Source organism: Thermus hydrothermalis, assembly GCF_022760925.1.
GTDB classification, from domain to species: domain Bacteria; phylum Deinococcota; class Deinococci; order Deinococcales; family Thermaceae; genus Thermus; species Thermus hydrothermalis.
On record NZ_JAKTNT010000013.1, the window covers coordinates 15,710 to 38,340 of the forward strand.

Annotated in this window: 27 protein-coding genes and 1 tRNA gene; 14 read left to right on the forward strand and 14 right to left on the reverse strand. The window is 66.5% G+C overall.

The window, feature by feature from the left end; translation table 11 throughout:
• Positions 1-6 precede the first annotated feature (6 nt).
• The 3 genes from gltX to ftsY are packed head-to-tail and all read left to right on the forward strand — an operon-like array spanning position 7 to position 2,804.
• Entirely contained in the window at positions 7-1,419 is a 1,413-nt protein-coding gene (gene gltX / locus L0C60_RS08870; protein ID WP_234505364.1) for a glutamate--tRNA ligase, read from the forward strand.
• A gap of 33 nt (positions 1,420-1,452) precedes the next feature.
• Positions 1,453-1,890: a hypothetical protein gene (locus L0C60_RS08875; protein WP_234505362.1), complete on the forward strand. Its 438-nt coding sequence runs from the start codon at positions 1,453-1,455 to the stop codon at positions 1,888-1,890.
• Positions 1,890-2,804, forward strand: a complete 915-nt coding sequence (ftsY, locus tag L0C60_RS08880) for a signal recognition particle-docking protein FtsY (RefSeq protein WP_234505359.1) — start codon at positions 1,890-1,892, stop codon at positions 2,802-2,804. The genes L0C60_RS08875 and ftsY overlap by 1 nt, the downstream gene beginning before the upstream one ends.
• A 6-nt stretch (positions 2,805-2,810) precedes the next feature.
• On the opposite strand, the gene L0C60_RS08885 is transcribed toward ftsY, so the two are convergent.
• Complete coding sequence (locus L0C60_RS08885) at positions 2,811-2,966, reverse strand: C1orf53 family protein (protein WP_234505357.1); 156 nt, start codon at positions 2,964-2,966, stop codon at positions 2,811-2,813.
• Between the two features lie 30 nt (positions 2,967-2,996).
• Here L0C60_RS08885 and L0C60_RS08890 point away from each other — a divergent pair, with 30 nt between their 5' ends.
• Entirely contained in the window at positions 2,997-3,401 is a 405-nt protein-coding gene (locus tag L0C60_RS08890; RefSeq protein WP_234505354.1) for a disulfide bond formation protein B, read from the forward strand.
• On the opposite strand, the gene L0C60_RS08895 is transcribed toward L0C60_RS08890, so the two are convergent.
• From L0C60_RS08895 to L0C60_RS08905, 3 genes are all read right to left on the reverse strand, one after another.
• Positions 3,398-4,045 (reverse strand): chromosome segregation protein ScpA, encoded by a 648-nt coding sequence (locus tag L0C60_RS08895; RefSeq protein ID WP_234505353.1) that lies wholly within the window; start codon positions 4,043-4,045, stop codon positions 3,398-3,400. The two genes, L0C60_RS08890 and L0C60_RS08895, sit on opposite strands and share 4 nt — an antisense overlap.
• The gene (gene trpS / locus L0C60_RS08900) at positions 4,042-5,055 is read right to left on the reverse strand and encodes a tryptophan--tRNA ligase (protein WP_234505351.1); all 1,014 of its coding nucleotides are present in this window, start codon (positions 5,053-5,055) and stop codon (positions 4,042-4,044) included. The genes L0C60_RS08895 and trpS overlap by 4 nt, the downstream gene beginning before the upstream one ends.
• 45 nt (positions 5,056-5,100) lie before the next feature.
• A tRNA-Leu gene (locus L0C60_RS08905) sits at positions 5,101-5,187 on the reverse strand.
• A 192-nt stretch (positions 5,188-5,379) separates the two neighbouring features.
• Here L0C60_RS08905 and leuC point away from each other — a divergent pair.
• Genes leuC through ilvD form a run of 7 tightly spaced genes read left to right on the forward strand, consistent with a single transcriptional unit; the run spans position 5,380 to position 11,824 of the window.
• Positions 5,380-6,798, forward strand: coding sequence for a 3-isopropylmalate dehydratase large subunit (leuC, locus tag L0C60_RS08910; protein WP_234505349.1), 1,419 nt, complete (start codon positions 5,380-5,382; stop codon positions 6,796-6,798).
• 12 nt (positions 6,799-6,810) lie between these two features.
• On the forward strand, positions 6,811-7,416 hold the full coding sequence (gene leuD, locus L0C60_RS08915) for a 3-isopropylmalate dehydratase small subunit (protein ID WP_234505347.1): 606 nt from the start codon (positions 6,811-6,813) through the stop codon (positions 7,414-7,416).
• Entirely contained in the window at positions 7,413-8,450 is a 1,038-nt protein-coding gene (gene leuB / locus L0C60_RS08920) for a 3-isopropylmalate dehydrogenase (RefSeq protein ID WP_234505345.1), read from the forward strand. Before leuD ends, leuB begins: the two co-directional genes overlap by 4 nt.
• Positions 8,451-8,455: 5 nt before the next feature.
• Positions 8,456-8,995, forward strand: coding sequence for a Uma2 family endonuclease (locus tag L0C60_RS08925; protein WP_234505342.1), 540 nt, complete (start codon positions 8,456-8,458; stop codon positions 8,993-8,995).
• On the forward strand, positions 8,992-9,429 hold the full coding sequence (locus tag L0C60_RS08930) for a Uma2 family endonuclease (protein WP_234505340.1): 438 nt from the start codon (positions 8,992-8,994) through the stop codon (positions 9,427-9,429). Before L0C60_RS08925 ends, L0C60_RS08930 begins: the two co-directional genes overlap by 4 nt.
• The gene (locus L0C60_RS08935) at positions 9,426-10,160 is read left to right on the forward strand and encodes an SDR family NAD(P)-dependent oxidoreductase (RefSeq protein WP_243092679.1); all 735 of its coding nucleotides are present in this window, start codon (positions 9,426-9,428) and stop codon (positions 10,158-10,160) included. The genes L0C60_RS08930 and L0C60_RS08935 overlap by 4 nt, the downstream gene beginning before the upstream one ends.
• Positions 10,157-11,824 carry a dihydroxy-acid dehydratase gene (gene ilvD / locus L0C60_RS08940; protein ID WP_234505337.1) on the forward strand — a complete coding sequence of 556 codons (1,668 nt, stop codon included), beginning with the start codon at positions 10,157-10,159 and terminating at the stop codon, positions 11,822-11,824. The genes L0C60_RS08935 and ilvD overlap by 4 nt, the downstream gene beginning before the upstream one ends.
• Here ilvD and L0C60_RS08945 read toward each other — a convergent pair.
• From L0C60_RS08945 to L0C60_RS08985, 9 genes are read right to left on the reverse strand one after another with little or no spacing between them, the layout of a single operon-like run.
• On the reverse strand, positions 11,821-12,198 hold the full coding sequence (locus L0C60_RS08945) for a c-type cytochrome (protein ID WP_234505336.1): 378 nt from the start codon (positions 12,196-12,198) through the stop codon (positions 11,821-11,823). The genes ilvD and L0C60_RS08945 overlap by 4 nt on opposite strands.
• A 35-nt stretch (positions 12,199-12,233) precedes the next feature.
• Positions 12,234-13,289, reverse strand: a complete 1,056-nt coding sequence (locus L0C60_RS08950) for a polyamine ABC transporter substrate-binding protein (protein ID WP_234505334.1) — start codon at positions 13,287-13,289, stop codon at positions 12,234-12,236.
• Entirely contained in the window at positions 13,286-14,065 is a 780-nt protein-coding gene (locus L0C60_RS08955) for an ABC transporter permease (RefSeq protein ID WP_234505332.1), read from the reverse strand. The genes L0C60_RS08950 and L0C60_RS08955 overlap by 4 nt, the downstream gene beginning before the upstream one ends.
• Positions 14,062-14,922: an ABC transporter permease gene (locus tag L0C60_RS08960; protein WP_234505331.1), complete on the reverse strand. Its 861-nt coding sequence runs from the start codon at positions 14,920-14,922 to the stop codon at positions 14,062-14,064. The genes L0C60_RS08955 and L0C60_RS08960 overlap by 4 nt, the downstream gene beginning before the upstream one ends.
• Positions 14,915-15,982: an ABC transporter ATP-binding protein gene (locus L0C60_RS08965; RefSeq protein WP_234505329.1), complete on the reverse strand. Its 1,068-nt coding sequence runs from the start codon at positions 15,980-15,982 to the stop codon at positions 14,915-14,917. Before L0C60_RS08965 ends, L0C60_RS08960 begins: the two co-directional genes overlap by 8 nt.
• 18 nt (positions 15,983-16,000) lie before the next feature.
• Positions 16,001-17,080 (reverse strand): rod shape-determining protein RodA, encoded by a 1,080-nt coding sequence (rodA, locus tag L0C60_RS08970; RefSeq protein WP_234505327.1) that lies wholly within the window; start codon positions 17,078-17,080, stop codon positions 16,001-16,003.
• Between the two features lie 7 nt (positions 17,081-17,087).
• Positions 17,088-17,309 carry a cell division topological specificity factor MinE gene (minE, locus tag L0C60_RS08975; protein WP_234505325.1) on the reverse strand — a complete coding sequence of 74 codons (222 nt, stop codon included), beginning with the start codon at positions 17,307-17,309 and terminating at the stop codon, positions 17,088-17,090.
• The gene (gene minD, locus L0C60_RS08980; RefSeq protein WP_243092680.1) at positions 17,309-18,112 is read right to left on the reverse strand and encodes a septum site-determining protein MinD; all 804 of its coding nucleotides are present in this window, start codon (positions 18,110-18,112) and stop codon (positions 17,309-17,311) included. The genes minE and minD overlap by 1 nt, the downstream gene beginning before the upstream one ends.
• Positions 18,109-18,414 (reverse strand): winged helix-turn-helix transcriptional regulator, encoded by a 306-nt coding sequence (locus tag L0C60_RS08985; RefSeq protein ID WP_234505320.1) that lies wholly within the window; start codon positions 18,412-18,414, stop codon positions 18,109-18,111. Before L0C60_RS08985 ends, minD begins: the two co-directional genes overlap by 4 nt.
• Before the next feature lie 73 nt (positions 18,415-18,487).
• On the opposite strand from L0C60_RS08985, the gene L0C60_RS08990 reads away from it, so the two are divergent.
• The 3 genes from L0C60_RS08990 to L0C60_RS09000 are packed head-to-tail and all read left to right on the forward strand — an operon-like array spanning position 18,488 to position 20,569.
• The gene (locus tag L0C60_RS08990) at positions 18,488-18,625 is read left to right on the forward strand and encodes a hypothetical protein (protein ID WP_234505316.1); all 138 of its coding nucleotides are present in this window, start codon (positions 18,488-18,490) and stop codon (positions 18,623-18,625) included.
• A 9-nt stretch (positions 18,626-18,634) separates the two neighbouring features.
• On the forward strand, positions 18,635-20,179 hold the full coding sequence (locus L0C60_RS08995; RefSeq protein WP_234505313.1) for an acyl-CoA mutase large subunit family protein: 1,545 nt from the start codon (positions 18,635-18,637) through the stop codon (positions 20,177-20,179).
• A 3-nt stretch (positions 20,180-20,182) separates the two neighbouring features.
• A complete protein-coding gene (locus L0C60_RS09000) occupies positions 20,183-20,569 on the forward strand; it encodes a nuclear transport factor 2 family protein (RefSeq protein WP_234505310.1) in 387 nt (128 codons plus the stop codon).
• Between the two features lie 24 nt (positions 20,570-20,593).
• On the opposite strand, the gene acs is transcribed toward L0C60_RS09000, so the two are convergent.
• Positions 20,594-22,540: an acetate--CoA ligase gene (acs, locus tag L0C60_RS09005; protein WP_234505308.1), complete on the reverse strand. Its 1,947-nt coding sequence runs from the start codon at positions 22,538-22,540 to the stop codon at positions 20,594-20,596.
• Positions 22,541-22,631 lie beyond the last annotated feature (91 nt).

Below are 22,631 nucleotides of genomic sequence, written 5' to 3' on the forward strand. Positions count from 1 at the left end.
CGAGGTATGGTGGTGACCCGCATCGCTCCGAGCCCCACGGGGGACCCCCACGTGGGCACGGCCTACATCGCCCTCTTCAACTACGCCTGGGCCCGCAAAAACGGGGGGCGTTTCCTGGTGCGCATTGAGGACACGGACCGCGCCCGCTATGTGCCGGGCGCGGAGGAAAGGATCCTGGCCGCCCTGAAGTGGCTCGGTATCACCTACGACGAGGGTCCGGACATCGGTGGCCCCCACGGGCCCTACCGCCAGTCGGAAAGGCTTCCCCTCTACCGGCAGTACGCCGAGGAGCTCCTAAGGCGCGGCTTTGCCTACCGGGCCTTTGAAACCCCCGAGGAGCTTGAAAGGATCCGCAAGGAAAAAGGAGGCTACGACGGCCGGGCCCGGAACATTCCCCCGGAAGAGGCGGAGGAGCGGGCCCGGCGGGGCGAACCCCACGTGATCCGGCTCAAGGTCCCCCGCCCCGGGACCACGGAGGTCAAGGACGAGCTCCGGGGGGTGGTGGTCTACGACAACCAGGAGATCCCCGACGTGGTCCTCCTGAAGTCCGACGGCTACCCCACCTACCACCTGGCCAACGTGGTGGACGACCACCTCATGGGGGTCACGGACGTGATCCGGGCGGAGGAGTGGCTCGTCTCCACCCCCATCCACGTCCTCCTCTACCGGGCCTTTGGCTGGGAGGTGCCCAAGTTCTACCACATGCCCCTCCTGCGCAACCCCGACAAGACCAAGATCAGCAAGCGGAAAAGCCACACCTCCTTGGAGTGGTACAAAGGGGAAGGCTTCCTGCCCGAGGCCCTGAGGAACTACCTCTGCCTCATGGGCTTCTCCATGCCGGATGGGCGGGAGATCTTCACCCTGGAGGAGTTCATAGAGGCCTTCAGCTGGGAGCGGGTATCCCTGGGGGGGCCGGTCTTTGACCTGGAAAAGCTCAGGTGGATGAACGGGAAGTACATCCGGGAGGTCCTCCCCCTGGAAGCGGTGGCCGAGCGGGTGAAGCCCTTTTTGAGGGAGGCGGGGCTTTCCTGGCCCGACGAGGCCTACCTGCAAAGGGCCGTAGCCCTCATGCGCCCCCGGTTTGACACCCTGAAGGAGTTCCCCGAGAAGGCCCGCTACCTCTTCACCGAGGACTACCCCTTTGCGGAAAAAGCCCTCGCCAAGCTAAAGGAGGGCCTTCCCCTTCTTGAAGAGCTTTTCCCCGCCCTGAAGGCCCAGGAGGACTGGAGCGAAACCGCCCTGGAAAACCTCCTCAGGGGGTTCGCCGAGGCAAGGGGCCTAAAGCTCGGCCAGGTGGCCCAACCCCTCCGGGCCGCCGTCACGGGAAGCCTGGAAACCCCGGGGCTTTTTGAGATCCTCGCCCTTCTGGGCAAGGAGCGGGTCCTCAGGCGGCTGGAGCGGGCGCTGGCCCATTCGTGAAAAGCGGCGCGAGAGGGGCTATACTGGACAAGGATGAAGCGGGTTTTCGTCCTCCTCGCCCTCCTCGGTCTAGCCCACGCCCAAAGCGCCATCCAGATGCGCTTTGGCCACGGGGAAACCCTGGGCCTCACCTTCGGGGCCGGGGTGGAAAGCCGCCTAAGGCAGAACCTGACGGGCCGCCTCACGGCCGAGCTCGCCCCCGCCGCCCCGGGGGTAGCCCTGGAGGCTGCCCTCCTCTTCAAGCCCGACCTGGGCCAGTACGACCCAAGCCTTAGGGGCCTCCTCCCCTACTTCGGCGGGGGCTTGGGCGCCCTCGTGGGGCCAAGCCTCACGGCGGGGGTAAGCTTTACCCTGGGCCTCGAGGGCCTTCTGGACCCCTCCACCGGCCTCTTCGCCGAGGGAAGCTACGTCTACGGCTTCGCCGATTTCCCCAAGGTGTGGCGCTTCGCCCTGGGGGTGAACTTCCGCTAATGGGTTTCTTTGACCGCCTCAAGGCCGGGCTGGCCAAGACCCGGGAAACCCTCCTCAAGGCCGTCCCTTGGGGCGGCAACCCCGAGGAGGTCCTGGAGGAGTTGGAAATGGCCCTCCTCGCCGCCGACGTGGGGGTGGCGGCCACGGAGGAGCTTTTGGCGGAGCTAAAGGCCTCCGGGAGAAAGGACCTGAAGGAAGCGGTGAAGGAAAAGCTCGTCCAGATGCTGGAGCCGGACGAGCGCCGGGCGACCTTGCGCAAGCTGGGCTTCCGCCCGCAAAGCTTAAAACCGGTGGAGCCCCGGGGGCACGTGGTGATGGTGGTGGGGGTGAACGGGGTGGGCAAGACCACCACCATCGCCAAGCTGGGCCGCTACTACCAGGCCTTGGGCAAGAAGGTGATGTTCTGCGCCGGGGACACCTTCCGCGCCGCCGGGGCCACGCAGCTCGCCGAGTGGGGCAAGCGCCTGGGTATCCCCGTGATCCAAGGGCCCGAAGGGGCGGACCCCGCCGCCCTGGCCTTTGACGCCGCCAAGGCCCGCCAGGCCCGGGGCTTTGACCTCCTCTTTGTGGACACCGCCGGCCGCCTGCACACCAAGCACAACCTGATGGAGGAGCTCAAGAAGGTGAAGCGGGCCATCGCCAAGGCCGAGCCCGGGGAGCCCGGGGAGGTCTGGCTGGTGCTGGATGCGGTCACGGGGCAAAACGGCCTGGAGCAGGCCAAGCGCTTCCACGAGGCGGTGGGCCTCACGGGGGTCATCGTCACCAAGCTGGACGGCACCGCCAAGGGTGGGGTCTTGGTGCCCATCGTGCGCACCCTGAGGGTGCCCATCCGGTTCATCGGGGTGGGGGAAGGCCCGGAGGACCTCCAGCCCTTTGACGCCGAGGCCTTCGTGGAGGCCCTCCTCGAGGCCTAACCGGGCCTAGCCCTCCTCTTCCTTAGGCCGCCAGGGGCAGTGGCGGCACCCCGAGCCGCAGCAGTAGCCCCGCTTGCGGTGGTAGGCCTCCGTGAAAACCACCCGGTCCCCCTCCCAGTAGAAGTCCTCCCCCTCCCGCAAAGCCTTTTCCTCGTCCTTCACAAACCCCAGTTTAAGGGTATGCTTTACCCGATGAAGCGCGGCCCTCTCCTCCTCGGTTTCGCCTGGGTGGTGGCCCTGGTGGCCACCTTGGGTAGCCTCTACTACTCCGAGGTGCGGCTTTTCCTCCCCTGCGAGCTCTGCTGGTACCAGCGGATCTTCATGTACCCGCAGGCGGTGCTCTTGGGGCTCGCCCTCTGGCGGCAGGACCTTGGGGTGTGGCCCTATAGCCTCGCCCTCTCCCTCATCGGGGGAAGCATCAGCACCTTGCACCTCCTAGAGCAAAGGTTCCCCAACCTCTTCACCCTCGCCTGCAAGCCCCCCGTGCCCTGCTCGGTGGAGTACATCCCCCAGTTCCCCATCCCCTTGCAAGCCCTCCTCGCCTTCCTCCTCATCGCCCTGAGCATGGGGCTTTTGGCCCGGGAGGCTAGGCGCTAGGCTAAGCGCCGCTCCAGGGCCTCCTCCACCTCCACGTAAAGGGGGGCAAAGGGGGCCTCTTGGTATAGCCGCACCCGCCCCAGACGGCAGGCCTCCAGGAGGGCGGCAAAGCCCACCGCCTTTTCCGCCCAAGAGGGAAAGGGCAGGCGGTGGAAGGCCACCCGCCCCCTCAGGTAGGGCACCAGCCTGGCCCAGGCCTCCTCGAGGCCAAAGGCCTCCCGGGGCAGGTGGAGCACCGCCTTCCGGAAGGGGCGGGCCGCCTCGGCCAGGACCCTTGGGGGCAGCCGAAGGGAGGGCCTAGGCACGGGTGGGGGCGCCGCAGGGTAAAGCCTGGCCCGCCTGGCCAAGCGCCCTTCCAAAAAGGCCACGGCCTCGGAAAGGTCCAAAAGGACCCGCACCAAGGGGGCCTCCTCCCCTTCCTCCTTGGGCACCAGGGCCTTTTCCGGGGCCAGCTTGAGCACGAGGAGCTCGGCCAAGAGGGGGAGAAGCTCCGCCCTCGCCTTAAGCTCCTCGGGCACCTGGGCAAGGGCCTGCTCCACCACCCAAAGGACGGGGAGGTCCTTCGGGGAAAGCCGGCCCCGCCGGAGGGCCTCCCTAAGCTCCCAGGGAGACCCGGAAAAGCCCGGAAACTCCAAGCGGATCACGCCAGGACCGGCCGCTTCCTGGGCAGGAGGAGGCCCACCTTCTCCCGCACCTCTTCCATGGTGGCCGCCGCCACCGCCCTCGCCCGCTTCGCCCCTTCCAAAAGGGCGTCCATCACGTAGTCGGGGTCCCGCTTGAGGGCTTCGGCCCGCTCCCGGATGGGCCTTAAGGTCTTCATCATCTCCTCAAAGAGGATGCGCTTCACCACGTACGTGCCCACCCCCGCCTTGCGGTACTCCTCCTTAAGCGCCTCCACCAGCTCCTTGGGGGCGAAATAGGAAAGGTAGGTGAAGACGATGGTCCGCTCAGGGTCCCCGGGGTCGGAAAGCCGGATCCGCTGGGGGTCGTCGGGCAGGTGCTGGATCTTCTGCCAGATGCTCTCCTCGGGCTCCAAAAGGCCGATGGTGTTCCCCAGGGACTTGCTCATCTTGGCCTTGCCGTCAATGCCCGGCACCCTAGGGGCCTCCGGGTTGAGAAGGGCCTCGGGCTCGGGAAAGGTTTCCCCGAAGAGGTGGTTGAAGCGGCGGGCGATCTCCCGGGTGAGCTCAATGTGTTGCACCTGGTCCTCCCCCACGGGCACGGTATCCGCCTTGTAGATGAGGATGTCCGCCGCCTGCAGGACGGGGTACATGAGGAGGCCAGACCAGATGGTCTCCTGCTTGCTGGCCTTGTCCTTGAACTGGGTCATGCGGGTCAGGTCCCCCAAGGGGGTTAGGGTGGTGAAGACCCAGGAAAGCTCCGTGTGCTCGGGCACGTGGGACTGGACGAAGAGGGTGACCTTTTCCGGATTGAGCCCAGCGGCGATGTTGACGAGCGCCGCCTCAAAGGTGCGGCGGGCCAGGGTTGAGGGGTCGTAGGCCAAGGGGTTGGTGAGGGCGTGGTAGTCCACGATGCAGAAAAAAGCCTCCCTGCCCAGCTTCTCCCCCAGGGCCACCCACTGCTTGATGGCCCCCAGGTAGTTCCCGATGTGGATCTCCCCCGAGGGCTGGATGCCGGAGAGCACCCGTCGCATGGCCTAAGTGTAGCAAAAGGCGATGGCCCCCTTGCGGGGGCCTTCTGGTGCCGGGGGCGGGACTTGAACCCGCACGCCCTTGCGGGCACATGACCCTGAATCATGCGCGTCTACCAATTCCGCCACCCCGGCAGACGCAAAAGTCATTCTAGGGGGGTTTAGGCCTCGCGTCAAGCTTGACCCAGGCGCAGGAAGGCCTTAGGCTATAGGGCAATGCGGCGGGGCATCCTGCTAGACCTAGGCCGGGCGGGCCCGGTCTAGGGAGGCCTTTCCGCTTTCCCCCGGGCCCAAACCCCGGGGGATTTTCGCATAGGGAGGGAGAGCATGGGGAAGACGCTTTACGAGAAGGTTTGGGAGGCCCACGAGGTGCGGAAGCTCAGAAACGGGCAAAGCCAGCTTTTCATAGACCTGCACCTCCTCCACGAGGTCACGAGTCCCCAGGCCTTCGGGATGCTCAAGGACCTGGGCCTCAAGGTGCGCTACCCCCACCGCACCTTCGCCACCGTGGACCACATCGTCCCCACCCACGACCGCACCGAGCCCTTCCAAGACCCCCTGGCCCAGAGCATGCTGGACGCCCTTAGGCAGAACACCCAGGAGCACGGCATCACCTTCTTTGACCTGGGGAGCGGCAACCAAGGCATCGTCCACGTCATTGGGCCCCAGCTCGGCCTCACCCAGCCTGGGATGACCATCGCCTGCGGCGACTCCCACACCTCCACCCACGGGGCCTTTGGGGCCGTGGCCTTCGGCATCGGTACGAGCCAGGTGCGGGACGTCCTCGCCACCCAGACCATCGCCGCCCAGAAGCTCAAGGTGCGGCGGATCAACGTGGAGGGGAGGCTCGCCCCTGGAGTCTACGCCAAGGACGTGATCCTCCACATCATCCGCCACCTGGGGGTGAAAGGTGGCCTCGGCTACGCTTATGAATACGGGGGGAGCACGGTGGAGGCCATGGACATGGAAAGCCGCATGACGCTTTGCAACATGTCCATTGAGGGCGGGGCCCGCATCGGCTACGTGAACCCCGACGAGACCACCTTCCGCTACCTCGAGGGCCGCCCCTACGCCCCCAAGGGGGCCGAGTGGGAGGAGGCCAAAAGGCGGTGGCTTTCCTTCCGCTCCGACCCCGACGCTCCTTACGACGACGTGGTCACCTTCCGCGCCGAGGAGATCGCTCCCACGGTAACCTGGGGCATCAACCCCGGCCAGGCCATCCCCATTGACGGCCGCATCCCCTTCCTGGAGGAGCTTCCCGAGGAGGAAAGGCCCGTGGCCGAGGAGGCCCTGGCCTACATGGGCTTTAGGCCGGGGCAGCCCATCAAGGGGGTGCCCATCCAGGTGGCCTTCATCGGAAGCTGCACCAACGCCCGGCTTTCCGACCTCCGGGAGGTGGCCCGCTACCTCAAGGGGCACAAGGTCAAGAAGGGAGTGCGGGCCCTGGTGGTGCCGGGCTCGGAGTGGGTGGCGAAGCGGGCCGAGGAGGAGGGCATCGCCGAGGTCTTCCGCGAGGCGGGGTTTGAGTGGCGCAACCCAGGCTGCTCCATGTGCCTGGCCATGAACCCGGACCGCCTCGAGGGGGATGAGCTCGCCGCCTCCAGCTCCAACCGCAACTACAAGGGGCGCATGGGAAGTCCCAGGGGGCGCACCGTGCTCATGAGCCCCCTGATGGTGGCGGCGGCAGCGGTGGCGGGAGAGATCGCCGATGCCCGGGAGGTCTTCGGCGTGGTGGGCGCGCGCTAAGGGAGGGAAAGCATGTTGGAGAAGTTCACGGTCATCCGGGGAAGGGCGGTGCCCCTCAGGGGCGAGGACATAGACACGGACCGGATCATTCCGGCCCGCTTCATGAAGGCCCTCACCTTTGAGGGCTTGGGCCAGTACCTCTTCTACGACGAGCGCTTTGACGAGCAGGGCAACCCCAAACCCCACCCCCTGAACGACCCCCGCTACCAAGGGGCCAGCATCCTCCTGGTGGAGTCGGGCTTCGGCTCCGGAAGCAGCCGGGAGCACGCCCCCCAGGCCATCAAGCGGGCGGGGTTCAAGGCCATCATCGGGGAGAGTTTCGCCGAGATCTTCTTCGGCAACGCCACGGCCATCGGCCTGCCCTGCGTGGCCCTGGCCCCCGAGGACCTGGCCGTGCTCTTCCAGATGGTGGAGGCCAACCCCGAGGTGGAGGTGGAGATTGACCTGGTGCAAAAGGAGGTGCGCTTCGGGAACCGGGTAGCCCCCCTCTTCCTCCGGGAGGAGGCTCGGGAGGCCCTCGTCCAGGGCCTTTGGGACCCCATCGGGGAGCTTTTAGAGGCCGGGGAGCTTTTGGACGCCTTTGACCGCAAGCTCCCCTACCCGAGGAGGGCGGAATGAGGGTGGCGGTCCTCCCCGGGGACGGCATCGGCCCCGAGGTGACCGAGGCCGCCCTGAAAGTGCTCCAGGCCCTGGACCAGGCCCACGGCCTAGGCCTCACCTACGAGGTCTTTCCCTTTGGCGGAGCCGCCATAGACCAGTACGGGGAGCCCTTCCCCGAGGCGACCCGGCGGGGCGTGGAGGGGGCCGAGGCGGTGCTTTTGGGAAGCGTGGGCGGACCCAAATGGGACAACCTCCCCCGCAAAATCCGCCCGGAAACGGGGCTTTTAGCCCTAAGGAAAAGCCAAGACCTCTTCGCCAACCTCCGCCCCGCCAAGGTCTTCCCCGGCCTGGAGCGCCTCTCCCCCCTCAAGGAGGAAGTCGCCCGGGGGGTGGACGTCCTCATCGTCCGGGAGCTCACCGGGGGGATCTACTTCGGGGAGCCCCGGGGCATGTCCGAGGCGGAGGCCTGGAACACGGAGCGCTACAGCAAGCCCGAGGTGGAGCGGGTGGCCAAGGTGGCCTTTGAGGCGGCGAGGAAGCGGAGGAAGCACGTCACCAGCGTGGACAAGGCCAACGTCCTCGAGGTGGGGGAGTTCTGGCGCAAGACCGTGGAAGAGGTCCACAAGGGCTACCCCGAGGTGGCCTTGGAGCACCAGTACGTGGACGCCATGGCCATGCACCTGGTGCGTAGCCCCGCCCGCTTTGACGTGGTGGTCACGGGGAACATCTTCGGGGACATCCTCTCCGACCTGGCGAGCGTCCTCCCCGGCTCCCTGGGCCTCCTCCCCTCCGCCTCCCTGGGCCGGGGGGTGCCCGTCTTTGAACCCGTGCACGGCTCCGCCCCGGACATCGCCGGCAAGGGCATCGCCAACCCCACCGCCGCCATCCTCTCCGCCGCCATGATGCTGGAGCACGCCTTCGGCCTGGTGGAGCTTGCCCGCATGGTGGAAAAGGCGGTGGCCCAGGCCCTGGTGGAAACCCCTCCCCCCGACCTGGGGGGCACCGCTGGGACCCAGGCCTTCACGGAAGCGGTGCTCCGCCTTCTACAATGAGGGCAATGGTCCGCCACCGCTTTAATGTTGAGGACTTCCACCGGATGCAGGAGGTGGGCATCCTCCCCGAGGACGCCCGGGTGGAGCTGGTGCAGGGGGAGATCCTGGAGATGAGCCCGGTGGGGAAGCGGCATATGGCCGCACTCAAGCGGCTTATGGACAAGCTTTTCCCCTTACAACAAGCCCGCAAAGCCCTTCTGCAGATCCAAGACCCTTTGCGGCTTTTCCCTGACACCGAAGTCCAGCCAGACTTGGTTCTGCTCCGCTTCCGCGAGGATTTTTATGGGGAAAGGGTGCCCGAAACCCAAGATGCCCTCTTGGTCATAGAGGTGGCGGAAACCTCCCTGGACTACGACCTCCGGGTAAAGGTCCCCCTCTACGCCAAAGCAGGGGTGCCCGAGGTCTGGGTACTGGACCTAACCCGGGACCGGCTCCACCGCTATAGCGAGCCCCAGGGCGGGGCCTACCGGTTCCAACAGGTCCTGGAAGAGGGCACGCTGGAAGTCCTTGGCCTCTCCTTCCCCCTCAAGGAGGTCCTCCCATGACCCGTCACCGGATTTCCCTGGAAGAGTTCCATCGGAGGGTGGAGGCGGGAGTTTTCCCCGAGGACCTACGGCTTGAGCTGGTGGAAGGGGATCTGGTGGAGATGCGCCCTATCGGTCCTAGGTGCGCCGCCATCGTCCGCAGGTTAACAAGCCCCTTGGCCCCCTTGGTCCTAGAAGGGAAAGCCCTGCTCTCCGGGCAAAACCCTCTGGTGGTGAAGGTGGCCGACACCTCGTTGCGCTACGACCTCTCCACCCAGCTCCACCTCTACGCCCAAGGGGGTGTGCCCGAGGCCTGGGTGGTGGACCTCGAGGGCCAAAGGATTTTGGTCCACCGCCACCCCCAAGGGGCCTCCTACGGGGAAGTGGAAACCCTGGGCCCGGGCAAGCGGCTCTCCTTCCTCGGCGTGGAAATCCCCACGGAGGAACTCCTATGAGAAAAACCCTCATCCTCACCGGGGCGAGCCGGGGCATCGGCAGGGCCCTCGCCCTGGAGCTCGCCAAGGCGGGCTACGACCTGGTCCTGAACGCCCGCTCGGAAGCCCCGCTAAGGGCGGTGGCGGAGGAGGCCCGGGCCCTGGGGGCCAGGGTGGCCCACGTGGCGGGGAGCGCCGGCAAGGCCGAGGTGGCCGAGGTCCTGGTGGAAAAAGCGGAAGGCCTAGGCAACTTCCTCGGCTACATCCACAACGCCGGGGTCCTGCACCCGGGGCCCTTGCTCTACGAGATGGCGGAGGCGCTCTTTATGGAGGTCCTCGAGGCCAACCTCCTCGCCGGCTACCAGCTCGCCCGCTTCGCCTACCCCCTCCTGCGGAGGCGGGGGGAGGGGCTTGCGGTGTACGTGGGCTCGGGGGCGGCGGAAACGAACCTCCCCGGCATCGGCGCCTACGCCGTGGCCAAGGCGGCGGAGGAGCACCTGGCGCGGCAGTTGGCCGCGGAGGTGCCCGAGGTCGCCTGCTTTGTCTTCCGGCCCGGGGTGGTGGAAACGGAGATGCAACGCCAGGCCCGGGAGGCCCAAGGAAGCGCCGCTCCCGTGCTCCAGCGGGTCTTTAGAGGCTACAAGGAAGAAGGCCTTCTCCTCACGCCGGAGGAGGCGGCCAAGGCCCTGGTGCGCCTCCTTCCCAAGGCCAGGCAGTACCACGGCAAGACCGCCAGTTGGAGGGACGCATGAGATCCGACCGCATCAAGAAGGGATTGCAACAGGCCCCCGCCCGCAGCATGCTCCGGGCGGTGGGGGTAGGGGACGAGGACTTCCAAAGGCCCTTCGTGGGGGTGGTGAACACCTTCACCGACGGGATGCCCTGCAACTTCCACCTGCGCACCCTGGCCTTGGACCTCAAGGCGGGCCTTAGGGAGGCGGGTCTCGTGCCCTTTGAGTTCGGGGCCCCCGCCATCTCCGACGGCATCAGCATGGGCACCCCGGGCATGCGGGCAAGCCTTGTAAGCCGCGAGGTCATCGCCGACAGCGTGGAGCTCGTGGCCCAAGGCTACCTCTACGACGGGATGGTGGCTCTCTCCGCCTGCGACAAGACCATCCCCGGGGGGGCCATGGGCGTCATCCGGAGCGGCGTTCCCGGCATGGTCCTCTACGGGGGCACCATCGCCCCCGGGGAGTGGCGGGGAAGGAAGCTCACCATCGTGGAGGTCTTTGAGGCGGTGGGCCAGCGGGCGGCGGGTAAGCTCTCGGACGAGGAGCTATTGGAGATAGAGAAGCGGGCCATCCCGGGCCCCGGGGCCTGCGGCGGCCAGTACACCGCCAACACCATGGCCATGGCCCTCGAGGCCCTCGGCCTCTCCCCCCTCGGCTACAACGCCATCCCCGCCGTCCACCCGGACAAGCCCCGGGCCACTCGGGAAGCGGGGAAAATCCTGGCGGAGGCCATCGCCAAGGACTGGAAGCCCAAGGACTTCCTCACCCGGAAGAGTTTCCTCAACGCCATCGCCACCGTGGCCGCCACGGGGGGGAGCACCAACGCCGTGCTCCACCTCCTGGCCATGGCCAGGGAGGCGGGGGTGGAGCTCACCCTGGACGACTTTGACCAGGTTTCCCGCAAGACCCCCGTCATCGCCGACCTGAGGCCTTGGGGCACCTACACCGCCTGGGAGCTCTTTGAGGCCGGGGGGACGGCCCTCGTCTTCCGGCGGCTTTTGGAGGCGGGCCTCCTCTTTGGGGACGAGAAGACCCTCACGGGGAGAACCCTGGCGGAAGAGGTGGAAAGGGCCTACCGGGAAAAGGAAGGGCAACGGGTGGTCTTCCCCGTGGATAAGGCCCTCAAGCCCCAGGGAGGCCTGGTGGTCCTTAAGGGGAACCTCGCCCCCCAAGGGGCCGTCCTCAAGCTCGCCGGCACGGAGCGCACCTTCTTCCAAGGCCCCGCCCGGGTCTTTGACTCGGAGGAGGCGGCCATGGAAAAGGTCCTAAAAGGGGAGATCCGCCCGGGGGACGTGGTGGTCATCCGCTACGTGGGGCCCAAGGGAGCCCCCGGCATGCCGGAGATGCTCTCCGTAACCAGCGCCATCGTGGGGGAGGGCCTCGGCCCCGAGGTGGCCCTCCTCACGGACGGCCGCTTCTCCGGGGGAACCCGGGGCCTCATGATCGGCCACATCGCCCCCGAGGCCTTCGTGGGAGGCCCCATCGCCCTCCTGGAAGAAGGGGACACCATCCGGATTGACGTGGAGAACCGCCGCCTCGAGGTCCTCCTTTCCGAAGAAGAACTCGCCCGGCGCAAGGCGAGATGGCAACCCCGCCCACCCGCCTTCACCCGGGGCCTCTTCGCCCGCTACGCCGCCCTGGTGCGCCAAGCGGACGAGGGCGCTGTCCTGGAAGAGCCCCTCTAGGGGCGCTTCACCTGGTCGGGGGTGAGGTTCAGGCCTCGCCCCCGCCGGACCTCTTCCGGGGTAAAGGGCTCGCCCTTGGCCCCGAGGAGGGTGCGGAGGTGGTTTAGGAGGGCGGCGAGCTCCTCGTCCTTGAGTTGGGAAAACCCCGGCATAAGGCCGGCCTCGCCCTTTTTGCCGTAGAGGACCACCAGGACCAGGTAGCGCCGCCCCTCCGGGGTAGCGAAAAAGGAGGCCACCCCCTGCAGGGAGGGGTAGGGGCGCACCCCTTGGCCCTTCTCCCCGTGGCACTGGGCGCAGGACCTCACCCAAAGGGCCTCTACCCCTTGGCCCCAGGCCAGGCCCAAGACGAGGAGAAGGGCCCAAAGCTTCCTCATGGGTCCAGCTTACCCCATCCCCCGCCAAGGCACCTTTAGCGGGCCTTTACCTCGGTCCAAACCCGGTCAAAGAGGGCGATGTCCGGCCCCAGGTCCTTCAGGTACTCCAGCTTGGCCCGCACCTCCTCCGGGGGGAAGACCACGGGGTCTTGGCGCATCTCCTCGGGAAGAAGGGGAATGGCGGCGGCCACGGGGGTGGCGTAGCGGGTGTACTCGGCCAAGGCGGCGGCGTTTTCCGGCTCCAAGAGGAAGTCTATGAAGCGGTAGGCCAGGGCTTTTGCCGGCCCCCGCTCCAGGACCACCATGGCGTCCGTCCAAAGGGTGCCCCCCTCCTTCGGTATGGCGTAGCGGAGGCGCTCGTCCTCCTGCCGGGCCTGGAGCACGTCCCCCGAGTAGGCGAGGCTAAGGGCTGCATCCCCCGCCAGGATGCGGTTTAGGGCCTCTACACCGCCCGCAAACCCCACGGAACGCCCCTTGGCGCTAAGGAGGAGCGCCTTGGCCTTTTCCAAGGCAGCGGGGTCCGTGGTGTTCACCGAGTAGCCCAGGTACTTGAGGGCCGCCCCAATGGTCTCCCGCATCTCGTCCAGGAGGAGGAAGGGCCCCACCTGGCGGGCGGGGTCAAAAAAGACGGCGTAGGAGTCCACAGGGCCCTGGACCAGGTCCTCCCGGTAGGCGATGCCCGTGGTACCCCAAAGGTAGGGGACGGAGTACCGCAACCCCGGGTCGTAGGGGGGGTCTTGGAAGAAGGGGTCCAGGTTCTTAAGGTTGGCAAGCCTCCCCTTGTCCAAGGGGGCGAGGAGGCCCTCCCGGGCCATCTGGAGCACGTAGTAGTCCGGGGCCACCACCAGGGAAAACTCCTGGTCCGCCCCCGCCTTCAGCTTGGCCAGCATGGCCTCGGGGGACTCAAAGGTGTCCAGGACCACCTTGGCCCCCGTTTCCGCCTCAAACTTCTTGACGAGCTCCTCGGGGATGTAGTCGGCCCAGTTCAGGAAGTAGAGGGTACCCTCCCCCTGGGCCGGCCTAGGCCGCAGGAGGAAAACCCCGAGGAGGACCAAAACCGCCAACAGAAGGAGAACCAACCCTCGCCTCATACCCGCCTCCGGGAAAGAGCATACCCCAACGCCAGAAAAAACGCCGAAAGGCCCACGATGAGGGTGGAGAGGGCGTGCACCTTGGGGCTTACGCCCAGCTTCACACTGGAATAGATGTAAAGGGGCAAGGTGGTGGCCCCGGGGCCTGCGGTGAAGAAGGTGACCACGAAGTCGTCCAGGGACAGGGTAAGGGCGAGAAGCGCCCCCGCCGCCACCCCCGGCCAGGCCAAGGGGAGGGTCACGTGGAGGAAGGTCTGGAACCCCCTGGCCCCCAGGTCCCGGGCCGCCTCCTCCAAGGCGGGGTCCAGGAGGAGGAGCCGGGAGCGCACCACCAGGGTCACGAAGGCCAACTGGAAGGTGATGTGCCCCAGGATCACCGTGAGGAGGGAAAGCCTAGGGAAGCCCAAAAGCTCCCGGGAAAAGGCGAAAAGGAGGAGGAGGGAGATCCCCATGACCACGTCGGGCATCACCACGGGGATGTAGAGGAGGTAGCGCAAGAGCTCTTTGCCGAAGAAGCGGTAGCGCACCATGCCCAAGGCGAGCAGGGTGCCCAAGGCCGTGGACACCAGGGTGGACACCAAGGCCACGGCCAGGGTGTTCCCGAAGTACTCCAAGACCCTGGGGTCCTGGAACAGGGCCCGGTACCAGTCCAGGGTGAAGCCGGTGAAGCGCACCCCCCGGCGGCTCTCGTTGAAGGACAGGGCCACGATCACCAAAAGGGGAAGGTAGAGGAAGGCGTAGACCAAAAGGGCGTGCAGGGAAAGAAGCCGCCTCATACCAGCTCCTCAAGCCCCCTTTCCCCCTGGATGCGGGCGTAGAGGTAAAGGCTTAGGAGAACGAAGCCCATGAGAAAAACGCTCAACGCCGCCCCGAAAGCCCAGTCCCGGGTTACGCCGAACTGCTGCTGGATGAGGTTGCCGATGAGGACCACCCGCCCAGCCCCCAAGAGGTCCGCCACCACAAAGGTGCCCATGGCGGGAATGAAGACGAGGACGCTTCCGGCAAAAAGCCCCGGGTAGGTTTGGGGAAGCACCGCGTGAAGAAAAGCCCTAAAAGGCCTTGCCCCAAGGTCGTAGGCCGCTTCCAATAGCTGCCAGTCCAACCTTTCCACGCTGGCGTACACCGGCAGGACAAAGAAGGGCAAGAAGGTGTAGACCGTGGCCAAGAGCACGGCGCCAAAGGAGGGGTAGAAGGGGAAAGGACCAAGGCCAAAAGCCCCCAAAAGGGCGTTCACGAGCCCTTCCCGTTGGAGCAACACGAGCCAGGCGTAGACCCGGATGAGGAAGTTGGTGAGGAAGGGTAAGAGGAGCAAAAAGAGGAGGAGGTCCCGCTTGGGGTGGCGGGCGATGTAAAAGGCCAAGGGGTAGCCTAAAAGGGCGGAAAGGAGCGTGGCCCAAACGCCCACCAAGAGGCTTTGGGCGAAGGCCTCGAGGTAAAGGGGCTCCAAGGCCCGGGCGTAGTTGTGCAGGCCAAGGGGCGGGCCGAGCTCCCCGTAAGGCCCCCGGGTGAGGAAGGAAGCGAGGAGGACCAAAAGGGAGGGAAGGAGCACGAAAAGGAGAAGCCAAAGCCCCCCCGGTCCCACGGTGACCAGGACCCGGAAGAGGCGCTGGCTAGGGGTCGCCGCCTCATTCATGGACCACCACCAGGTTCTCCGGGGGGAGGTAGGCGTAGACCTCCTCCCCATACCCGAACTCCTCCGCCCCCGGCTCCTGCAGGTCCTGGTTCAGGGTGTAGGCCAGGAGCCGCACCTCCCCCGCCCGCAGGTAGTACTGGTTCTCCGCCCCCGTGTAGACGATCTCCTCCACCACCGCCCGCACCAGGTTCTCCCGGGCGGGGGCCCCGTTTTGCGCCGGGTAGAGGCGGATCTTTTCCGGGCGGATGGCCAGGGTGGCCGCCTGCGTCAAGGGCTCCTTGAGCCGTAAAGGGCCCACGGGGGTTTCCGCCCCCAAGGGGTGGGGCTTGGCGGAAAGGAAGTTGGAGCGGCCTAGAAACTCCGCCACGAAGCGGTTTTTGGGCCTTTCGTACACCTCGTCGGGAAGCCCCTCCTGCACGATGCGCCCCGCGCGCATCACGGCGATGCGGTCGGACATGACCAAGGCCTCCTCCTGGTCGTGGGTGACGAAGATGAAGGTGGTGCCAAGCCGCCTCTGGAGTTGCATCAGCTCCACCCGAAGCTCCTGGCGAAGCCGGGCGTCCAGGGCGGAAAGGGGCTCGTCCAGGAGGAGGACCAGGGGCTCCAAGACCAAGGCCCGGGCCAAGGCCACCCGTTGCTTCTGCCCCCCGGATAGCTCCCTGGGGTAGCGCTTCTCCAGGCCCACGAGGTCCACGAGCTCCAAGGCCCAAGCCACCTTCCGCTTCACCTCAGCCTGGGGCAAGCCCTTCATCCTGAGGCCGAAGGCCACGTTCGCTTCCACGGTCATGTGGGGGAAGAGGGCGTAGTTCTGGAAGACGGTGTTCACGGGCCGGTCGTAGGGGGGGACCCCCGCCATGTCCTTCCCGGCGATCTCCACCCGCCCGGCATCCGGGGTGTCAAACCCGGCGAGAATTCTAAGAAGCGTGGTCTTTCCGCACCCGGAGGGCCCGAGAAGGCTAAAAAACTCCCCCCTTCGCACCTCCAGGTCCACCCCGTCCAAGGCCACCACCCCGCCGAAGGTCCTGCGCACCCCCGATAGGCGCACCAGCACGTCCGCCACGGGGCCCAGTTTAGCAGGCTAGAGGGCCGCCCGGTCCCGGTGGACGAGGAGGACCAGACCCAAGGCGAAGAGGGTGGCCATGAGGCTGGACCCTCCATAGGAGAAAAGGGGCAGGGTGAGGCCAGTGACGGGCATCACCCCCAGGGCCACCCCCAGGTTCACCAAGACCTGAAAGGCCAACATGCCCCCAATCCCGGCAAGGAAAAGGCGGTCTTCCATCCGGGAACACTCCAGGGCCAGGCCAAAGAGGCGCACCACGAGAAGGGCGTAAAGCCCAAGGAGGCCCACCACCCCCACGAAACCCCACTCCTCCGCCCAAACGGCGAAGACGAAGTCCGTGTGCCGGAAGGGTACGAAGCCCAGTTGCGTCTGGGTCCCCTGGCCATACCCCTTGCCGAAAAGCCCGCCGGAGCCGATGGCGATGGTGGACTGGATCACTTGAAAGCCCTGGCCTAGGGGATCGCGGTAGGGGTCTAAGACGATCAGGACCCGCTCCCGTTGGTAGGGCTTGAGGTTGGGCCAGATCACGGTGGGCACGAGGAGGACGAGGGCCAAGGCCCCGATGAGGAGGTGCTTCCAAGGTAGCCCCCGCACGAAGAGCACGGTAAAGGCCCCGAAGAGGACCACCAGGGTGCCCCCAAGGTCGGGCTGGAGGAGGAGAAGCCCCGCCGCCGGCGCCACGAGGAGGGCGGGCAAGACGTAGTCCCAAAGGCGGCGGATGGGCCTTTCCGCAAGGAAGCGGGAGAGAGCCAGGACGAGGCCCACCTTGGCGAGCTCCAGGGGCTGGAACTGCAAGGGGCCTAGCACAAACCACGCCTTGGCCCCGTTGATCTCCTTGCCGAAGGCCAAGACCGCCACCAGAAGGGCCAAGGAAAAGGCGTAGAGGGGATAGGCCCAGGCGAAGAGGAGGCGGCGGGTAAAGAACTGGACCCCCACCGCAAGCCCAAGGCCCAGGACGAGGGCCAAGACCTGCCGGGAAACGAGGCTAGGGTCAGGAGCGGCGCTCCTCAGGTTAAAAACCCCGAGGACGGCCAAGAAAAGGGCCAAAAGGATGAGCCCCCAGTCGTATGCCAAGGGGTTCGGCCGCCTAAGGACCACGCCCACCTCAGCGCAAGGGGATGTCCGCCACCAAGACCATCTTCTCCCCCCGCTCCTCCAGGGCCACCTCGAGGCCCTCCTCCTGGGCGGGGAAGTAGCGGCGGAGCACCTCCAAGAGGTCCTTCTTCAGGCTTTCCACCAGGCCCGGGGAAAGCCTGGCCCGGTCGTAGGCCAGGACCAGCTTAAGCCTTTCCTTGGCCTTCTCCTTGCTCTTTTTGCGCCACCACATCACCGACCCCCAAAGAGCTTGCGCAGGACGCCCAAAAAGCCCTGGGCCTCGTCCAGGTGGCGGAAAGGCACCTCCTCGCCCCGCATCCGCCGGGCGGTGTCCAAGAAGGCCTGGGCAGCGGGGCCCGTCCCTTTGAGGACCAAGGGCTCCCCCTGGTTGGTGGAAACGATGACCTGCTCGTCCTCGGGGATGATGCCGATGGGCCTTAGGCCCAGGATCTCCACCACGTCCTCCACGGAGAGCATGTCCCCGCGGCTCACCATCTTGGGGCGGAGGCGGTTGATGACGAGGTAGTTTTCCCGGATCTCCCGGGCCTCCAAGAGGCCGATGATGCGGTCGGCGTCCCGGACGCTACTCACCTCCGGGTTCACCACCACCAAGGCCCCTTCCGCCGGGGTGGCGGCGGTCTGGAAGCCCTTTTCAATCCCGGCGGGGGAGTCAATGAGCACCCGGTCAAACCCCTCCTCGGTGAGGAGGAACTGGACGAGCTCCTTGAACTTGGCGGGGTCCAGGGCCTCCTTGTCCTTGGTCTGGGAGGCGGGAAGGAGGTAGAGGTTTTCCACCCGCTTGTCCCGGATGAGGGCTTGCCGGGGCTTGGCCCGCCCCTCCAGGACGTCAATGAGGTCAAAGACCACCCGCCCCTCGAGGCCCATGACCACGTCCAGGTTGCGGAGGCCCACGTCCACGTCCACCACCGCCACCTTCTCCCCCAGCTTGGCCAAGGCCGCCCCCAGGTTGGCGGTGGTGGTGGTCTTCCCCACCCCGCCCTTGCCCGATGTGACCACGATGGCTTTGGCTTTCACCGCACCTCCTCCTTGGGCTCCAATACGTCCTCCAATCCGCGCAGGAAATCCAAAACCCGCTTGCCCCGCGGGGTCAGGGTGTATTCTACCCGAGGCGGCACCTCGGGGTAGGCCCGCCGCTCCACGAAGCCCAAAAGGTGGAACTCCCGAAGCCTCTCCGCCAGGGTCCTCGGGGAGAGGACAAGAAGGCTTTCCAGGTCGGAGAAGCGGGAGGCTCCCCGGCTTAGGGCGAAGAGGACCTCGGGAGCCCCCCGGCGGGCCAGGACCTTAAGCGCCTTCCGGGCGTTTTTGGACAGGGCCATGGGCTAATGCTATCAAAAGGGGATGTAGCTAGGAAGCGGGAAAGCCAGGCGGCGAAGAGGGTATGCTAAGGGGGTGCAGAAGGAGCCCAGGCCCGACTGGAAGGACTTTTTTGCCTTGGTGCTGGCCCTTTATAGCCTCCTCTTGCCCCCTTTGCTCCTCATCCTGGGGGTCCTCTTCTTGGCCCTTCTTCTCCTCCGGCTCTTCCTGTAAAACTAAAGCATGGAAGGCCTCTTTGAGTCCTTGCCCGAGGGGTACCGGGAAAAGCTCGGCCGCCCGGGGGAATACCCCTTCACCCGGGGCATCTACCCGCGGATGTACCTGGACCGGCTCTGGACCATGCGCCAGTACGCCGGCTTCTCCACCGCCGAGGAGTCCAACGCCCGCTACCGATACCTTCTCGCCCAGGGCCAGACCGGCCTCAGCGTGGCCTTTGACCTGCCCACCCAGCTCGGCCTGGACCCCGACCACCCCATGAGCGTGGGGGAGGTGGGGCGGGTGGGGGTGTCCATCGCCACCCTCGAGGACATGCGCAAGCTCTTTGAGGGCATCCCCTTGGACCGGGTCTCCACCAGCATGACCATCAACGCCCCCGCCATGATGCTCCTCGCCCTCTACCTCCTGGTGGCGGAGGAGCAGGGGGTAAGCTGGGACAAGGTCTCGGGCACGGTGCAAAACGATATCCTCAAGGAGTACTTCGCCCGGGGCACCTACATCTACCCCCCAGGCCCTTCCATGCGCCTGGTGACGGACATCTTTGAGTTCTGCGCCAAGCGCGTGCCCAAGTGGAACACCATCAGCATCTCCGGCTACCACATCCGGGAGGCCGGGGCCACCGCCGCCCAGGAGATTGCCTTCACCCTGGCGGACGGGAAGGCCTACGTGCGGGCGGCCCTGGAGCGGGGCCTGGACGTGGACGCCTTCGCCCCCAGGCTCTCCTTCTTCTTCGCCGCCCACGGGGATATCTTGGAAGAAGTGGCCAAGTTCCGGGCGGCCAGGCGGCTTTGGGCCCGCATCATGCGGGAGGAGTTCGGGGCCAAGGACCCCAAAAGCTGGATGCTCCGCTTCCACACCCAGACCGGGGGCTCCACCCTCACCGCCCAAGAACCCCTGAACAACGTGGTGCGCACCGCCTACCAGGCCCTGGCCGCCGTGCTTGGGGGCACGCAAAGCCTCCACACCAACGCCTACGACGAGGCCCTGGGCCTGCCCACGGAGAAAAGCGCCCTCCTCGCCCTGCGCACCCAACAGATCCTGGCCTACGAAAGCGGGGTGACCAAGGCCATTGACCCCTTGGGGGGGAGCTTCTACGTGGAGCATCTCACGGATGCCCTGGAAAAGGAGGCGGAGAGGCTCATCGCCGAGATAGACGCCCTGGGCGGGGCCGTGGCCGCGGTGGAGGCGGGCTACTTCCAGCGGGCCATAGAGGAGTCCGCCTGGCAGTTCCAGAAGGAGGTGGAGGAGGGCAAGCGCATCATCGTGGGGGTGAACCGCTTCTTTGACCCCAATAGCCCCCTGAACGAACCCGTGCCCGTGCAGCGCATTGACCCGGAGCTCCACGAAAGGAGGAAGCGGGAGCTCGCCGCCTTCAAGGCCAACCGGGACGGGGAAAGCGTCCGGGTGGGCCTTGAGAACCTGCGCCAGGCAGCCAGGGGGCAGGAAAACCTCTTCCCCTATGTCCTCGAGGCCTTCCGCCGCCGGGCCACCCTGGGGGAGGTCTGCGGGGTCTTGCGGGAGGAGTGGGGGGAGTACCAGCCGGGGAGGTGAGCCGTGGAAGGGGAGGCCGAGCTTTGGGGTTTTCTGGAAGAACACCTAAGGAGCATCTACGAGGGGGACTACGCCGCCTACGCCGCCACCACTCACCCTGAGCTCTCCCTCTACGAGTGGTTCGTCACCCCCCACCGCCTGGACGGCTTGGAGTTCCACCGCTTCATGGTGGAGAAGCGCTGGGCCACCCAGGGCAGGCCCTACCGGATAGACCTCTTGGAAAGAAGGCTCCAGCGCTATGGGGACGTGGCCATCTTCAGCTACACCCTCCTCCTCACCCTGGAGGAGGAAGGCGGCCTAAGGCACCGGGCGGTGAACGAGAGCCGGGTGGCGGTACGCTTCCCCGAGGGGTGGAAGGTGGTGCACGTGCACAAGAGCCCGGCGGGCTAGCCCGCCGGGCCCAAGGCCGGGGCCTTAGGCCCCCTCTTTCAGCTTCTCCACCACGGAGCGGTCCTCGAGGGTGGAGGTGTCCCCCTTGATCTCCTTCTCCCCGGCGGCGATTTGCCGCAGGAGGCGGCGCATGATCTTGCCGGAGCGGGTCTTGGGCAAGGCGTCGGTGAAGCGCACCTCGTCGGGGCGGGCGATGGGGCCGATCACCTTGGCCACGTGGGCCTTGAGCTCGTCCCTGAGGGCATCGGAAGGCGTATACCCCTCCTTCAGGGTCACGAAGGCCACGATGGCCTCCCCTTTCATGGGGTCAGGGCGGCCCACCACCGCCGCCTCCGCCACCGCCGGGTGGGAGACCAGGGCGGACTCAATCTCCATGGTGCCCAGGCGGTGGCCCGCCACGTTCAGGACATCGTCCACCCGGCCCTGGATCAGGTAGTAGCCGTCCTTATCCCGCCGCGCCCCGTCCCCGGTGAAGTAGACCCCGGGGTGCTGGCTGAAGTACTGCTGGATAAACCGCTCCGGGTCGCCCCAGACCGTGCGGAGCATGCTGGGCCAGGGCCTCGTGATGCAGAGGTGGCCGCCCTCGTCCGGGTTCTCCACGGGCTTGTGCTCGCTGTCCAAAATCTCCGGCTTCACCCCGAAGAAGGGCTTGCCGGCGTGCCCCGGCTTCATGGGATGGGCCCCGGGCAGGGTGGTGATCATGATGCCCCCCGTTTCCGTCTGCCACCAGGTGTCCACGATGGGGCACCGCCCTTTCCCGATCACCTGGTAGTACCAAAGCCAGGCCTCGGGGTTGATGGGCTCGCCCACGGTGCCGAGAAGCCTCAGGGTTTCCAGGCGGTGCTTGGCGGGCCACCCCTCCCCCCACTTCATGAAGGCCCGGATGGCGGTGGGGGCGGTGTAGAGGATGGTCACCCCGTACTTGTCCACGATCTGCCAGAAGCGGTCGGGCTCCGGCCAGTTGGGGGCCCCCTCGTACATCACCGTGGTGGCCCCATTGAGGAGGGGCCCATAGACCACGTAGGAGTGGCCGGTGATCCAGCCCACGTCGGCGGTGCACCAGTAGACGTCCTCGTCCTTGAGGTCAAAGACCAGTTTGGTGGTGTAGTAGACGTAGGTCATGTAGCCGCCCGTGGTGTGGAGGACGCCCTTGGGTTTGCCCGTGGAGCCCGAGGTGTAGAGGATGAAGAGGGGGTCTTCCGCCTCCATGGGCTCGGGGTCCAAGCGGTCGGGGACCGCCTCCATGAGCTCGTGCCACCAGTGGTCCCGCCCCGGGGTCCAGGGGACCTCCTCCCCGGTGCGGCGCACCACCACCACGTGCTCCACGCTGGGGGTTTCCTTGAGGGCCTCGTCGGCGTTCTGCTTCAAGGGGACGATGCCGCCCCGGCGGTAACCGCCGTCGGCGGTGATGAGGACCTTGGCCTGGGCGTCCTTGATGCGGTCGGCCAAAGCCCCAGAGGAAAAGCCCCCAAAGACCACGGAGTGCACCGCCCCGATGCGGGTGCAGGCCAGCATGGCGATGGCCGCTTCGGGAACCATGGGGAGGTAGATGGTGACCCGGTCGCCCTTCTTCACCCCAAGCCTTTTTAGGACGTTGGCGAACTTCTGCACCTCCCGCCAGAGGTCGTGGTAGGTGAGGACCCGCTCCTCCCCAGGCTCCCCTTCCCAGATGAGGGCCGCCTTGTTCTTGCGCCAGGTCTTCACGTGGCGGTCCAGGGCGTTGTAGGAGAGGTTGGTCTTCCCCCCCACGAACCACTTGGGGTGGGGGAGGTCCCCCTCCAGAACCTTCTGCCAGGGCTCAAACCAGTGGAGCTCCGAGGCCACCCGTCCCCAGAAGCCCTCGGGGTCCTTTAGGCTTTCCTCGTAAAGGCGCTCGTACTCCTCCTCGCTCTTGATGTGGGCCTGCTGGCGAAAGGCCTCGCTCGGGTAGAACACCCGCTCTTCCTTGAGCACGCCTTCAATCCGGTCCATATCCCCCTCCTTTGCCCTTGAGGATAGGAGGAGGCATGGGCAGGGTCAAGAAAAGGGGGGTTTTTCACCATTTGCCAAAGCCCCCCTTTCT